The 14,561-nt window shown below is 60.8% G+C and carries 9 protein-coding genes and 1 tRNA gene; 4 read left to right on the forward strand and 6 right to left on the reverse strand.

Going from position 1 to position 14,561, the window contains the following annotated elements; all coding sequences use genetic code 11:
• Positions 1–241: 241 nt before the first annotated feature.
• From IFT59_RS01040 to IFT59_RS01050, 3 genes are all read right to left on the reverse strand, one after another.
• Positions 242–4,732, reverse strand: a complete 4,491-nt coding sequence (locus IFT59_RS01040) for a translocation/assembly module TamB domain-containing protein (protein ID WP_192085742.1) — start codon at positions 4,730–4,732, stop codon at positions 242–244.
• Positions 4,733–4,749: 17 nt separating this feature from the next.
• Complete coding sequence (locus IFT59_RS01045; RefSeq protein WP_092659354.1) at positions 4,750–6,675, reverse strand: autotransporter assembly complex protein TamA; 1,926 nt, start codon at positions 6,673–6,675, stop codon at positions 4,750–4,752.
• 183 nt (positions 6,676–6,858) lie between these two features.
• A complete protein-coding gene (locus IFT59_RS01050) occupies positions 6,859–7,122 on the reverse strand; it encodes a glycine zipper domain-containing protein (RefSeq protein ID WP_062462576.1) in 264 nt (87 codons plus the stop codon).
• 466 nt (positions 7,123–7,588) lie between these two features.
• Between IFT59_RS01050 and hemA the strand changes: the two genes are divergently transcribed.
• Positions 7,589–8,803: a 5-aminolevulinate synthase gene (gene hemA / locus IFT59_RS01055; RefSeq protein ID WP_062581729.1), complete on the forward strand. Its 1,215-nt coding sequence runs from the start codon at positions 7,589–7,591 to the stop codon at positions 8,801–8,803.
• A gap of 129 nt (positions 8,804–8,932) precedes the next feature.
• Here hemA and dxr read toward each other — a convergent pair whose 3' ends face one another.
• Positions 8,933–10,117 (reverse strand): 1-deoxy-D-xylulose-5-phosphate reductoisomerase, encoded by a 1,185-nt coding sequence (gene dxr, locus IFT59_RS01060; protein ID WP_192085744.1) that lies wholly within the window; start codon positions 10,115–10,117, stop codon positions 8,933–8,935.
• 100 nt (positions 10,118–10,217) lie between these two features.
• Here dxr and IFT59_RS01065 point away from each other — a divergent pair, with 100 nt between their 5' ends.
• The 3 genes from IFT59_RS01065 (at position 10,218) to IFT59_RS01075 (ending at position 12,905) form a co-directional block, all read left to right on the forward strand.
• Positions 10,218–11,465, forward strand: coding sequence for an FAD-dependent oxidoreductase (locus IFT59_RS01065; RefSeq protein ID WP_192085746.1), 1,248 nt, complete (start codon positions 10,218–10,220; stop codon positions 11,463–11,465).
• Between the two features lie 148 nt (positions 11,466–11,613).
• Positions 11,614–12,150, forward strand: a complete 537-nt coding sequence (locus IFT59_RS01070; RefSeq protein WP_062462586.1) for a DUF2937 family protein — start codon at positions 11,614–11,616, stop codon at positions 12,148–12,150.
• Between the two features lie 377 nt (positions 12,151–12,527).
• A complete protein-coding gene (locus tag IFT59_RS01075) occupies positions 12,528–12,905 on the forward strand; it encodes a DUF982 domain-containing protein (protein ID WP_192085748.1) in 378 nt (125 codons plus the stop codon).
• Between the two features lie 339 nt (positions 12,906–13,244).
• On the opposite strand, the gene IFT59_RS01080 is transcribed toward IFT59_RS01075, so the two are convergent.
• A tRNA-Arg gene (locus IFT59_RS01080) sits at positions 13,245–13,321 on the reverse strand.
• A gap of 55 nt (positions 13,322–13,376) precedes the next feature.
• Entirely contained in the window at positions 13,377–14,561 is a 1,185-nt protein-coding gene (locus tag IFT59_RS01085) for a M20 aminoacylase family protein (RefSeq protein ID WP_113166672.1), read from the reverse strand.

A 14,561-nucleotide genomic window follows, 5' to 3' on the forward strand; every position in this document is an offset into this window, starting at 1 on the left:
CAAGGCTTTCAGCTGGCGCTGCTGACCTTTCCGCAACGGTGCTGCAAACCGTATGGCAAGTTTCAATTCGCTAACTGTATGCGAAGAGTATTTCGCAATTCTAAACTTGCTCACCAGTTCGCTAATGTTCTGGCATGTCTCCGCAGGCAGGGCAGCTCTTGCTGCGCCCGGTTGCCGGCCACGTTCAGGGCAGTCGGATGTTTCCCGTCTGGTGGGCTGTGGGTGGCTCTACGTCACCTGGTCAGTATTCTTTTTCGTAGAATACGCCTGCGGTGCCGCCTTCGCTGCCGGCGCCGGCCTTCAGCTTGACGCCACGCCCGACATCCAGATTGATGGTGGCCTGAGCGCCGTTCTGGCCGCCCTGCTCGACCTGGAAGTAGGTGCGCTTGTTGATGTAGCGCCCCACCGATACCGTCGTCTGGCCCGTATCGTCTGTGCTGATGTCGAGGTCATCGACGCCGAGGTTGCTGCGCAGCTTTTCGAGCAGCGACGTCGAGCCCCCGCCGGCAAGCTGGGTCACGGCATCGGCCAGCTGTGCAATCTGCAGCGGCGACAGACGCGACATCGACTGGTTGAAGATCAGTCGTGCCAGAACCTCGTCCTGCGGCAGGGCAGGGGCGGAGGAGAAGGAAATCGTCGGATCGTTGGCAACCCCGGTAATGTTCACCGTGATCGTCGTCTGGCCGGAGCTCGTGTTTGCTTCCATGTCGAGGATCGGTACCAGACCGCCGCCGAAGGTGATCTTGCCTTCGGTAAAGTCCAGCCGCTTTGACAGGATGACAATACGGCCTCTACGCATGTCGAAGCCACCGGAAATGACAGGGGTGACTGCGTCGCCCCTGATCGTCAGGTCGCCGCCGAGCTCGGCGTCGATACCGCGGCCTCGCACGAAGATACCGTTCGGTGCCAGGATTTGCAGGTCGAGTGCAATCGGCTCGCTGGCACCCTTTGCGCTTTTCGGCCGGATTTCCTCCATCTGGCGCACAACGTCGCGTGGGGCGTTGCGGTGGCGGATATCGATCGATGACAGTGATGACGGAAGCCGGGCCGGCACGGTGATTGCAGCCTTGGTCAGCGACACCTTGCCCTTCAGCGCCGGGCCCGACAGCAGCGGGCCGTTGATCGTGAGATCTCCGTCAGCGGTGACCGCAAACAGGTTTCCGTCCGCATAGCTCGCCTTGTTGAGGACGATGCGCAGATCGGCCGGAAAGCCCTCGGTCGTCTCTACAGAGCCTGTCACGGCGACGGTGCCGCCGCTTGCAAGCGTTCCGCCCAGCCGCTCGATCGTGGCGCGGGTGCCGTCGAGCCGAACGTTGAGAGCGAGATTGTTGATGGCGAGATTGCGCCTGGCATCGACGAACTTCGCCCCTGAGGAGGTGACGCTGCCCGAGAGAAGCGGTGCCTTGGCCGTTCCGCGAATGCCGAGATCGACATTGCCGGTGCCTGTCAGCACGAAGCCCTGGGCGGCAAGTTGGCCCGCGAGTATGGAAAACGGAAAGCGCCCATCGAATTTAAGGTTCAGCGCCTTGTCGCCTTCGAGCGAGACAGCGCCGCCACCGGTGAGCGAAATACCGCCGCCGCCGGTGAGACCGAGGTCGACGGTTACGCGCGTACCCTCATAGGTACCCTCGGCAGTCACATCCACCGAAGCAACGCCTGCGGATGTCGACTGGCTGACGGAGGCGTTCGCCCAACGCAGATCGTAACGAACGGCCGGCGCCTGGGGACTTCCGGTTGCCACCACGGTCCCGGAGATCGCGCCTTTTGCGCCGAGGCCCGGTACGAAGGCATTTGCGAGACTGGCCGGGACAGATCTGGCCCGGGCATTGATGTCGAGCGCCGGCGCGCCGTCGGCGTTGAGGATCACGCGTCCGTCGGCGGTCAGTTCCAGACCATCGGATCCCGTGAGACGGGTGCGGTCTAGTGTGACTGTACGGTCGGCGAAGCTTCCGGCAGCCTGGAGTCGAAAGGGTGTGATGCCAGCGTCGCGCATCTGGCGAAGCTGTGCATCACTCCATTCCAAATCATATTTGATCGCCGGGGCAGAGGTCGTGCCCGTTGCATTGATCGTGCCGGAAATGACGCCGGCTGCATTGATCGAAGGTACGAACGTGTTGATCAGGCTGGCCGGCAGGGACGTGATCTTGGCGGAAAGATCAAGCGCCGTGCCGGCGGTCCCGTTCAGAGACAGACGGCCGTTGCCTGTGGCAATGGTAAAGTCGGTAAACCGCGCGTTGCCGTTCTCGACAACGATCCGGGTTGGGGCAGCGAGGCGCACGGGGATCTTGCGCGGAGTCGCATTGAAGCTGTTGATCTCGACAGCAAGCCCGTCCGCGGTCTGGATCGCGCCGGCACCCTCGAGTGGCGCATTGTCGTAGGTCGCGGACAGCTTGAAGTCCGTCGTCGTACCACCGTGGGTGATACCCAACTGCATGTTATCGATGACGTTGGTGCCGCTGCCGATGCGCGCCGCACTGATCGAACCGGCAGCCGCAATCGCCTTCAGGTCCGGGATCGTCAGGTCGACCTTGGGTTGGGTGATCTCGATAGCACCTCGCTTCAGCAAGGAAGCTTCGGCCTTCACGACAGCGCTCGCCTTGCCGTCGACATTGGCAAAGGTCGCCGAACCGCGAAGGTCGCCTTGCGCCTGCTGGGCTGCGAGTGCGGCAAGAAGTGCCACATCGGGGAAGTTGAATGTGACTTCCCCGGTGGGAAGGAATTCCGGCGAGAAGGTCAGTGCGCCGTTCAGGCGGTTCGGGCCGATTTCGGCGACGATATTGGGGGCAGACGTCTGGCCGTTCGCCGACTGCACATCGGCATTGATGCGGATCGGCTGGCTGTCCAGAGTGCCCTTGGCGACGATCGTGCCCTGCGGCGCCTGTGGATTGGCGGTGCCATTGATCGTGAAGCTCAGATCTTCGAGCTTGCGGCCTACGAGCCTTGCCTCGGCGGAGTTGACGACGGCCTTGACGGCCAGTGCCGTGGTGGGGCCGCTGGTGGTGATGTCAAAGCCTGCGGCGCCTTCGGCGTCCGGCAGCCAGCGCTTGATGTCCGGAAGGCGTCCGGCAAGGTGGCTGACCAGCGTGCCGTTCTCATAGAGCACGTTGCCGCGGGCTTCGAGTGCGTTCGATTTCAGCGTGACGTTTTCCAGGCTGATGCGGTTTGCCGAGGAGGCGTCGACATAGCCTTCGGCGGCAATTGCGCCCTCAAACTTCGGTGCCAGCGACGGCGGCAGGACCGAGGCATTGGTCGAAATGCGGAAATTGCCGGTGACTGTCTGCTTCGACGTATCGAATGCGCCGCTGACCGTGCCGCTGATGCCGGCGCTTTCGAGCGTCGCTGCATCCAGGCCGATGGCCGGTGGTGCCAGCCGAAGTGGTGCGTCGAGCGTCAGCGGCCCGCGGATCACACGGTTGAGGTCGGGATTGACGAAGCTCATCTGACCAATTGTCAGGCGGCTGCGGATGCTGCCGGCCCGTTGGATGAGGTCGAGATCCTCGCTTTCAGCCTGCAGCCGCACCTGGCCAAACCGGCCTTGCGGAAGTTCGGCGGAATTCAGCGCTGCCGTCGCATTGAAACGGGCAGAGGCTGCGGCGCCGGTCAGGGTGAAATTGATCGTATCAATGGAGAAGCGGCTCTCCTGGCCGTTGATCGGCCACGCGATCGAGACCGGGCCCTTGGTGCCGGAAACGCCGGCCGTCAGGCTGTTGTCGCCGTTCGGGTCCCATGCGCCCTTGGCGGTAATCTTCACGGCGCCGGAGGTGAGGTCGCCGCGCTGGATGTCGACGCGACCCGAAGGCGCGTAGATGGCGGCCACATTGATGTCCGTTGTACCTTCGACCAGCGACCGGAAGGCTGGCGGCATCAGCGTTGCAAGCTGGCCGCCACCGATGATTTCCACGCGGTGGGCGCCGTTGTCGACCAGGACATGTTTTCCATCGACGGAGATGACAGGTGCGCCATCGACATTGCCGACGAGACGGCCGGCCCAGTTCGAGAGAGGTCCTTCGCCATCCAGCCCCAATGCGACGGCAGGAGCGCCGGGAAGGCGCAACAGGCGGGCGAGCAGTCCGCCCTGCGGTTCGGAGACCGAGGCCTTCAGCTGCAGGCGGTTTTCCGACGGTGCGTAGACGATATCGGCGGATGCCTTCGCATCCATCTCGTCCTTGCGGGTTGCTTCCAGCTTGAGCGAGATGTTGGGGCCGGTCGCATCGATCGAGCCCTTCACCGACAGCGCAAAATCGCGTCCGGAGAGGGCCTGCGACAGGTTGATATCCGGCAGATCTATCTGCGCGACCCGAATGCCGACCGGCAGCGGCGAGCCGGACGACTTTGTCGTGCTCTGCGTCGTTATGGTCGCATCCGGCTGCGGCGGACGAATGAAGTTCACGGTCGTTGCGGAAACCCGGTCTGCGCGGAAGACGCCGGAGACCAGCGCCGATGGCGACCAGTCGACCTCGATGCCGCCGATTTCGGCATAGGCACCGTCCTTGTCCGACAGCGTCAGGCTGTCGATGCGCAGATCACCCGACAGCAGACCTTCCGGTCGAGAGAAACTGACCTTGCGGTCCGGGGTGGACACCAGCGCCGAGATCCGCTCTGCCGCAATGTTTCCGCCGAACGGCGTCAATGCAACGAACAGGACGACGCCGAGCGCCATGACGAAAAGGACCCCGACCGCGGCAATCGCGGCCTTGAAGACCCATCTCAGCAGGCGAACGAAAAGCGTCATGCTGGCAACTTTACCTTTCAGAATGCCTGGCCAATGCCGGCATAAATTCCATACTGGCTACCGTCGTCATAGCGTCGCAACGGAAGCGCGACGTCCAGCCTGATCGGCCCGAAAGGAGTGGCGTAACGCAACCCGATCCCCGCTCCAGCTCTTATATCAGAAAAATCAGGCACGATTTCGGTCGAAACCGTACCGACGTCGAGAAACGGTACGATGCCGATGCTATCTGACACTTTTACGCGCATTTCAAAAGAGGCCACAGTGTAGGATCGTCCGCCCAGCGCTTCGTCATCGCCGTTATAAGGCGAAATTTCGCGATAGGAATAGCCGCGCACCGATCCGCCGCCGCCGGCATAAAAGCGCCTGGTGGCTGGGATGTCCTGCAGCTCGTCGGCGCCGACCAGCGTCCCCGCACTCAGCTTGCCTGCAAACACGACCCGATCCTCTGCACCCAAACCGAGATACCCGGAAATCGAGCCCTCGAAAGACGAGAAAATGCTCTGATTGAAGAACTCATAACTAGGCTTGGCGGAAAGCGTTGCGCGGTAACCTTCGGTTGGGTCCAGTTTGTTGTCACGCGCGTCGCGTTCGAAGCCGACAGGCACGCTGAACGTCAGGTACTCATTCTTTCCGAAGGCATCGTCGGCGAGAATATACGCGACTTCACCGCCGGCGGTGAGCTTGTCGGTGTCGTTGAGTTCGTAGGAAAAGCCGGCCGAATAGGCGATCGACTGCGCGTCGTAGATATCGTCTGGATTTTCGCTCTTGGCTTCCAGGCGCGATTCGAACGTTGCCTCAGGCACGGGAAAGCCCGGCTTGGTAAAGACGATACCGGCGGAATAGTCGAATGTGGTGACGTCGGTCGTTGCGCCGATGCCGGAAACCTTGCCTTCCACGCGCAGCGATTCGGCCTGGCCAAACAGATTGCGATGCCCCCAGTAACCCGAGAGACCCGCTCCATCGAGCGAAGAGTATTCGGCACCAAAGCCGAAATACCGCTGCTTGCCGTCCGAAACCTCGATCATCAGCGGCAGCGATCCATCCGGTGCAAGAGCATCGGATTCCTGAATCGTGACGCTCGAAAACACGCCGAGCTCGCGCAGCCGGTCATTGGCCTTTTTCAGCTGCACCGGTGAATAGCGGCCGCCCTTGTCGAGGCGGGAATAGCGTTTGATGAAGGCTGGGTCGACTGTGCGCGAGCCTTTGACCGTGACCATGCCGAACGGTGCGATCGGGCCCGAGATGGCGCCAAGCACGACATCGACCGTGTTGGTGCGATGGTCGGCGGTCACCTGCCGTTCGGTCAGCTTGGCAAGCGGTCGACCTTCTGCCTTGACGTCGACCAGCAGCTTTTCGCCGGCTTTCAGAATCACGCGCGAGCCGGCTTCGCCGCCAGGCTCCAGATCGTAGTCCGCGGGGTTACGACCGGCCGCATCCTTGTCGAACCGCACCGAGCCAAGTTTGAAAACCGGTCCGGGTTCGATCTGAACCGTCACGGGAACGGGTGATGAGTGGTCGAAGGTGGGGTTGGGTGGCAGCGCGTCGATATCCGTTCCGGCAACAGAGATACGGACGACCCCGCCATACCGGGCTTCTTCGTAGAGAACAGCAACCAGGCGGTCCCGGTCTTCGCGGGCCTTGATGACGATGCCGAGATCACCGGATACAGGCTCGTCCTTGTCGGCGATCAGCGATGCCGCGGTTTCCAGGCGATCCTTGAGTTTCTTGTCCGCATCACCGGCTTCCAGAGTCGCGTCGTAGCGGACCGGGTCGATCACCTCGACCTTGTCCTCGTCGTCGCCAAACAGTGTAATGCCGAAAAGCTTGAAAGCGTAGGCGCTCTCGATGAGCGCAGGCGAACAAAGAAGGGCGGCCGCAATCGCTGCGACGGAACCGGTCCTCCGGTAATTCATCTTCTTCCGCCCGCTGCTTACGTTCTGCATACGCTAACTTATTGCCGACTTATCACCGCCCCGGCCATCATGACCAGCTCCTGGTCTTGTGTAGCCGCAAATTGTTTAACGGGGTACCCCCGTCTCGTCGATAAGTATGTCTTCATAAATGAAAAAGCCCTGGAGCATGCTCCAGGGCCACAGTCTTGCGGTGCTCGTCGAGCGCCGCTCCGATTAGTAACGGCGCGGGCAATCGTCGATGTAGCGACGGCCGTAGCGATCGCGATAATAGCACTGGCCCGGCTGTTCCGACACGTTGCCGATGACCGCACCGGAAACGCCGCCGATGGCTGCGCCGACTGCTGCGCCGCGGACGTTACCGGTAACTGCGCCGCCAATGATGGCGCCGGATGCAGCGCCGATACCGGCACCCTTTTCAGTCGCGGTGCAGCTCGCGAGAGATGCGCCGAGCACGAGAAGCATCAAAGCCTTTTTCATGAATTCCTCCTGAGTAGTTCCTGCCGATTGATTGTGTCCGGCGAAACCCTTGCAGGTGCGCACGCCGGGCTTTTGTGCATCCGATGAACAATAGGCCGGCTCTTCAAATAGTCCATATAAGCAAGACACATTCTGCTCTCATTCTTCGATGGCTGTGGCAAAAATCCGCTTTCAGTCAGGTTTCGCCGGTATGAAATGGGGATTGATCGGCTGGCCGACTTGGGGAATGATGAGAAGGTGGGGGAAGTCGCATCACGCCAGCTCGAGCCGATTGTTCGGAAAGTCTTTCGTCTTTTCGGGGTCGCCTGACTCGTAACGATTTCGGCAGATTTCAATGGTAGTTTCGCTTCATTGGAATTGTTCCAAAAAATCGGACTTTTCGCCGCAGGTCGGGGCAAATTGACGTATTCGGGCTTGACGCATGGCGAAACCGGACCCAAAACCGGGGTAGGTTCTGGAGTGTGACATGGATTTCGAGGCATTTTTCAAAAGCGAACTGGACGGACTTCATTCGGAAGGCCGCTACCGCGTGTTCGCCGATCTCGAGCGGCATCGCGGAAGTTTTCCGCGCGCGACGCGTCATACGCCCGAGGGACCGAGAGAGGTTACCGTCTGGTGTTCCAACGATTATCTCGGCATGGGCCAGAACCCGGCCGTGATCGAGGCCATGCACGAGGCCATTGATCACTGTGGCGCGGGTGCGGGAGGCACCCGGAATATTTCTGGCACCACCCACTACCATGTTCTTCTGGAGCAGGAGCTCGCTGACCTTCACGGCAAGGAATCCTCGCTCGTGTTCACGTCCGGATATATCTCCAACTGGGCGACGCTGGGTACGCTTGGCCAGAAGATCCCCGGTCTGATCATTTTTTCCGACGCGTTGAACCATGCCTCGATGATCGAGGGCATCCGCTATGCCAAATGCGACCGGGTGATCTGGAAGCATAACGATCTGAACGATCTGGAAGCAAAGCTTGCGGCAGCCGATCCGAAGGCGCCCAAGATGATCGCGTTCGAGAGCGTCTACTCGATGGACGGCGATATCTCGCCGATCAAGGAGATCTGCGATCTCGCCGACAAATACGGTGCGATGACCTATCTCGACGAAGTTCATGCGGTCGGGATGTACGGCCCGCGCGGCGGCGGCATTGCCGAACGCGAAGGCCTCATGGACCGTCTGACAATCATCGAAGGTACGCTTGGCAAGGCTTTCGGCGTCATGGGCGGCTATATCGCGGCATCGACGGCGCTGTGCGACTTCATTCGTTCGTTCGCATCCGGTTTCATCTTCACCACGGCTTTGCCACCGACACTTGCGGCCGGCGCGATCGCCTCCATTCGCCACCTCAAGGCAAGTCCGTTCGAGCGCGTGCGTCACCAGGACCGCGTCAAGAAGCTGCGGATGATGCTTGATCAGCAGGGCATCCCGCATATGCACAACCCAAGCCATATCGTGCCTGTCATGGTCGGCGATGCGGCCAAGTGCAAGTGGATCTCCGATATCCTGCTCGACACCTGCGACGTCTATGTCCAGCCGATCAACTATCCGACGGTTGCGAAAAAGACCGAGCGCCTGCGCATCACACCGACGCCGCTGCATACGGATGCGGATCTGGAACATCTGGTCAGCTCGCTGCATCAGCTGTGGTCGCGCTGCGCATTGGCACGCCAGGTCGCCTGACACGACGTCTGCCTCATCCCCGTGCGTGTCACGGGGATGCCGGGCGCTCCAAGTCGCCCCGTCTTCACATCACGCAATGAACTTGTCTGATCACTCGGCCGTCCCGCCGTAGCCGATGGCTTTCGGCGCTTAGGCGGCCAGTTCCCGTTTGTCGATGATTTCGTCGGCACGGCGGCGTGCTTCAGCGTCTGCTGCAAACACGGCATCCATCGTTGTTGCCGCGTGACCCATCATCGCGTCCATTACGTCTTCGACCACATCCGCCATGGTGAGGAAGCCGATCCTGCCGGCGCAGAAGGCATGAAACGCCATCTCTTCCGCGGCATTCATGATCGCGCCCTGCGCGCCGCCGCGCTCCAGGGCAGTTCGGGCGAGCCTGAGTGCCGGGAATCGAACCTCGTCCGGCGCCTCGAAATCGAGCCTTGCCAGCTTGGCGAAATCGAGCCGCTCCACATTCAGCTTCGGCCGCTCGGGATAGGTCAGCGCATAGCCGATGGCGGTGCGCATATCCGGGCTGCCGAGCTGCGCAATGACGGATCCATCCTGGTAACCCACCATGGAATGAATGATGGACTGCGGATGCACGATCACCTCGATCTGGTCCGGCCTGATATTGAACAGGTGCTTCGCCTCGATGATTTCAAGCGCCTTGTTGAACATCGAGGCGCTGCCGATTGAGATCTTTAGCCCCATGGACCAGTTGGGATGGGCGCGGGCAACCTCTGCCGTGACGCCGGCCATCTCCTCGCGGCTCCATGTCCGGAACGGTCCGCCGGACGCGGTCAGAACAATGCGTTCGACTGCATGGTGCTGGTCGTCTTCCAGCGACTGGAAGATCGCGCTGTGCTCACTGTCGACCGGGATCAGCCGACCGCCGCCCTCGGCCACCGCCCGAACGAAGAGTTCGCCGGCGGAAACAAGGCACTCCTTGTTGGCAAGGGCGATGTCTGCTCCGCGCTCCGCAGCAGCAAGCGTCGGCGCAAGGCCGGCAGTCCCGACGATTGCCGCCATCACCAGGTCGGACGGTCGTGCACCCGCTTCGATCAGCGCCGAGCGTCCTGCCGCGACCTCGATCCCGGTGCCTGACAGTGCTGATTTCAGCGCGTCGTAATGGGCATCATCGGCGGTTACGGCCAGCGCTGCACCGCAGGCTATCGCCTGCTCGGCCAGCAATGTGACATTGGCGTTGCCGGTAATTGCCACGACATCGAATGCGTCGCGCCCGCCAAGCTGGCTCACGACATCGAGCGTGTTGACGCCGATCGAGCCGGTGGAACCAAGAATGCTGATGCGACGCTTGCCGGTTTCGGCCATGGTATGTCCTGTCTTTACGGTGACCGCTGGTCTAAAAGAGAAAGCGGCGGCTCACAAGTGTAAGCGCTCAACTCCGAACTTTCGAAGAGCCCGGTAGGTCATGACGGATATGCAGACGATCGAGACCCAGACGATCGAAACCCAGAAGATCGAAACCCAGTGTGTCATCGCCGGGGCAGGGCCGGCGGGCCTGATGCTGGGCTTTCTTCTGGCGCGGGCCGGCGCCGATGTGGTCGTGCTCGAAAAGCACGCGGATTTCCTGCGCGATTTCCGTGGCGATACCATCCATCCCTCGACGCTGGAAGTGATCACAGAGCTCGGCCTGATCAATGACTTTCTGGCACTGCCGCATACAAGGGCGCCAAAGCTTTCCGCGCAGATGGGCGGCGAGACGATCACCATGGCGGATTTCTCCCGTCTCCCGGTCAAGAACCGTTTCATCGCCTTCATGCCGCAATGGGATTTTTTGAATTTCATGGCAAGGCAGGCGCAAAGCTATCCCAATTTCAAGCTGATCATGGATGCCAAGGTAACCGGGCTCATCGAGGAGAAGGACGCAATTGCCGGCCTCTGCGTCGAAACGCCGGATGGTCCGCTGACCATCCGCTCGCAACTCGTCGTCGGGGCCGATGGCCGCAATTCCATCATCCGGGAAAAGGCCGGCCTCACTGTCGAAAGCTTTGGAGAGCCGAGCGAAGTCCTGTGGATGAAGCTTTCCAAGCAGAAGGATGACCCGAACGAGGTGATGGGGCATGCCGGTCCAAGCCAGGGTCTGGTGCTGATCGACCGGGGTGACTACTGGCAATGCGGCTATGTGGTCCGTCGCACGACCTATGCAGACATCCGCGAAAAAGGCATCGAGGCTTTTCGTCAGCGAGTGGTGGACGTTTCGCCGCTTCCGGCCGCGCGGATGGCGGAGATCTCCTCCTTCGACGACGTCAGCCTTTTGACCGTACGGATCGACCGGCTGACACAATGGTGGCGCAGCGGCCTGATCTGCATCGGCGATGCGGCGCATGCGATGTCGCCGATCGGCGGCGTTGGCGTCAACCTTGCCATCCAGGATGCGGTGGCGACGGCAAACATTCTGGCAAAGCCGCTGCGCGAAAACAGGCTCTCGGATGCGGATCTCGCGGCCGTGGAAAAGCGCCGCAGCTTTCCGACGCGCGCCACGCAGAAACTGCAGCTGATGATGCGCTCGAGCCGCCGCAGCGATGAGGTCGATGCGCAAAAACGCAAAGGCCCGCCAGCTTTTATCCGCGGCATCGCCCGATTTCCGCTTCTCGCCCATCTCTCGGGACGACTGATGGGCCTCGGCTTCCGTATGGAGCATGTCCGCAAGACCTGAACCGTTTGCCGTGGGTTTTCAGATCGACGAGGTCGGCGCAGCGGGTAACGCGCAACTTTGAGGCGCCTCAAAATGCCACCAGTATTCCTGCCCGCAACCTTTCCAGGTATCTCCCGTTGTGAAAGGGGTCCACGAACGGGGTGATGCGATGCTGATGTTCGGACGAATGCTGACGATGGCTGCAGCGATACTGGGCGGCCTGTTTTTCTCTCAGGCGCCCGAGTTTGCCCAGCAATACCGCCAGCGCATCGGCGGCGCGCTCGATGAGCTGAAGGTGATGATCACCCAGTTCGACACCCAGGCCAACCACCACGGTCTTGGCCGGCAAGAAGCGCTCAACGTCTATTCGAGCTCGCCGGAAACCTTTCTGCGCGACCAGGGCGACACGATGCGCGGCATCTTTCAGCGTTACGAGACTTTGCTGACGCAGCAGGATGAACTGATCAAGGCCTCGCTGCCGATCAAGCCATTCGTGGTGATGCGCAACGCCGACCCAATGACCTTCACCAATACCTGGCGCGACTACGTGCCGGCGGTGCCGATCGACGCCGCAGGCCTCATCTGGGCCGGCGGCGGCTTCTTCGCCGGCTGGCTGCTCGCCGGCATTCTCGGTTTTGTGCTCAAGGGGGCGACCCGCCCATTTCGCACAAACCGCGGCAGCAAGCAGGCCACGCCGCAAGTATAGACGAGGAGGGTGCGGAATTGGTGATTCCGAATGGACGGCGAAATCTCCGAGAACGTAATCCCGGGAATACGGAATTTTCGTAGGGAGAAACGCGACATCCTTCCGACAGCGCGCGTTCTCAGCCACGGGAGCGGCCTTCGGGAAATGAAAGGCGTGGCGCAGTATGTAGACATCGTGCACTGGTATAAGAGTTTGGCCTGCTAGCGCCACACGTTGGCCAAGTACCCGCTTTCTATAGGTATCGACCTCAAGTCGATCTCGTACGGTGGCGCCGATCTACTACATCGCCAGGTCTTCGTTCCCACACGACAGTCACCAGCCCCGCTCAAGTATTGCTCGCTAAATTAGCTCTACTTGCGGATTGGGCGAGCATAGCCATGGCTGAATGGGACAACGTCGTCACCATCGAGTTGCGGGGGGAAACCAAGACCTTTGTGCGTATCAAAAGCACGAAGGAGGCGGCGAAGTATTTGATCGAAGCGTGGCCGGGTTCCCGGGACGCAGCTTACTATGATGCCGTGGTCGCCTGCGCTGGAGCATTGAGGGGCCTCACGAACGAAAGACGCGTTGTCGAAGTGCTGTGTAAGGCGGCTTCGTCGTCCAACCTGATCGCCTACGACAGCATCGATGCTTTTGAGGCAGAGATGATCAGCGCAATCAGAATGGCCTTGGACACCGATCTTCAATCTTGTCTCGAGGCAACGTTAGATAAATTCGAGCCAAACAGTATAAATTTCGTCGAGGTCGGGATTTAGTTGATCCGCTGTTTGATGAAGTTTGCAGGCGCTCTATTGTGTGTGAAAGAGCCATGCGAAAATTGAAGCCTGGCCAAAATCGAGACGTTGAGCATGGCCGCAGCAAAGCAGTTACGATGGCTTGGGTCGAAGCAAATCCTTTGCAACTACGAGTTCTCGCCACGGTTCTGAGTTTGCGTATTTCGACGGTAGCGGATGGTTGTGGTGCTGAGCTGTTTTTACTGTGCAGCAACGCATCACGTCGCGGGTAACGGCTGAGCGAACTCGGACGTAATCAGCCAGCGAATGATCAGTTTGTGGGAACGCGGGAACGCGGACGTCCCAAAAGTCCTGCAAATGTGGTGATCCCAATTGGATTCGAACCAATGGCCTCAAGATTAGGAATCTTGCGCTCTATCCTGCTGAGCTATGGGACCACTCGGCAAAACCCATACAAAAGGTGATGCGTTTAGCCAAGTGTTTTTCTGCGGGTTATGGTGACAGGCGCTGCTCCGTGAGCTTGACCCAGTAGGAGATGCCGTAGGCGAGGGCTTCGTCGTCGAAGTCGTAGTTGGGGTTGTGCAGCGCTGCCGTATCGCCGTTGCCGATGAAGATGAAGGCGCCGGGGCGGCGTTTGAGCATGAAGGCGAAGTCTTCGCCGGCCATGGTCGGTTCGACGTTGGCATCCACATTGGCGGCGCCGACGATCGATGAGGCGACGCCGATTGCGTGGTCGGTCTCGCTGTCGTGGTTGGAGGTGACAGGGCATTTGCGCTCATAGTCGATCGACCAGCCGGCGCCGTGGGCGCTTGCCAAGCCTTCGACGATCTGGCGGATGCGGTTTTCGGCGAGATCGCGGGTGTCCTCGTTCAGCGTGCGCACGGTGCCCATGATGATCGCGTTGTCGGGGATGATATTGTGTGTCGTTCCGGCATCGAAGCGGGTCACTGATATCACCACCGACTGGACGGGGTCCGCATTGCGGGCGGCGATTGCCTGCAGGCTGCCCACCAGCTGCGAGCCGATGAAGATCGGGTCGATCGTCTTGTGAGGCTGGGCCGCGTGGCCGCCGCGACCCTTGATGGTGATGGTGAAGCGGTCGGGTGCGGCCATGATGCCGCCCTTGCGGATGGCAAACTGGCCGACCGGAATGCCCGGCATATTGTGCATGCCGTAGACTTCGTCGATGCCGAAGCGCTCCATCATGCCGTCTTCGATCATCGCCAGCGCGCCGGCGCCGCCTTCTTCGGCGGGCTGGAAGATCAGCGCCACGGAGCCTTCGAAATTGCGGGTTTCGGCAAGGTATTTTGCAGCACCCAGCAGCATGGACGTGTGCCCGTCATGGCCGCAGGCATGCATCTTGCCAGGGGTTTTCGAGGCCCAGGTCTTTCCCGTGAGTTCGGTCAGCGGCAGCGCGTCCATGTCGGCGCGCAGACCGATCGTGCGTCCACTGCTCCCTGCGCCTGAGCCCGCGGCGCCCTTGCCCCTGATGATGCCGACAACGCCGGTGCGGCCGATGCCGGTCGCGACCTCGTCGACGCCGAATTCCTTCAGCTTAGCGGCTACGAAGGCTGCGGTCTCAACGACGTCATAGAGGATTTCGGGGGTCTGATGGAGGTGTCGGCGCCATTCGCTGACTTCGCCTTGAAGTTCGGCGGCTCGGTTCAAGATGGGCAT

It is taken from the genome of Rhizobium sp. CFBP 8752 (assembly GCF_014842035.1).
Lineage (GTDB): Bacteria > Pseudomonadota > Alphaproteobacteria > Rhizobiales > Rhizobiaceae > Neorhizobium > Neorhizobium soli.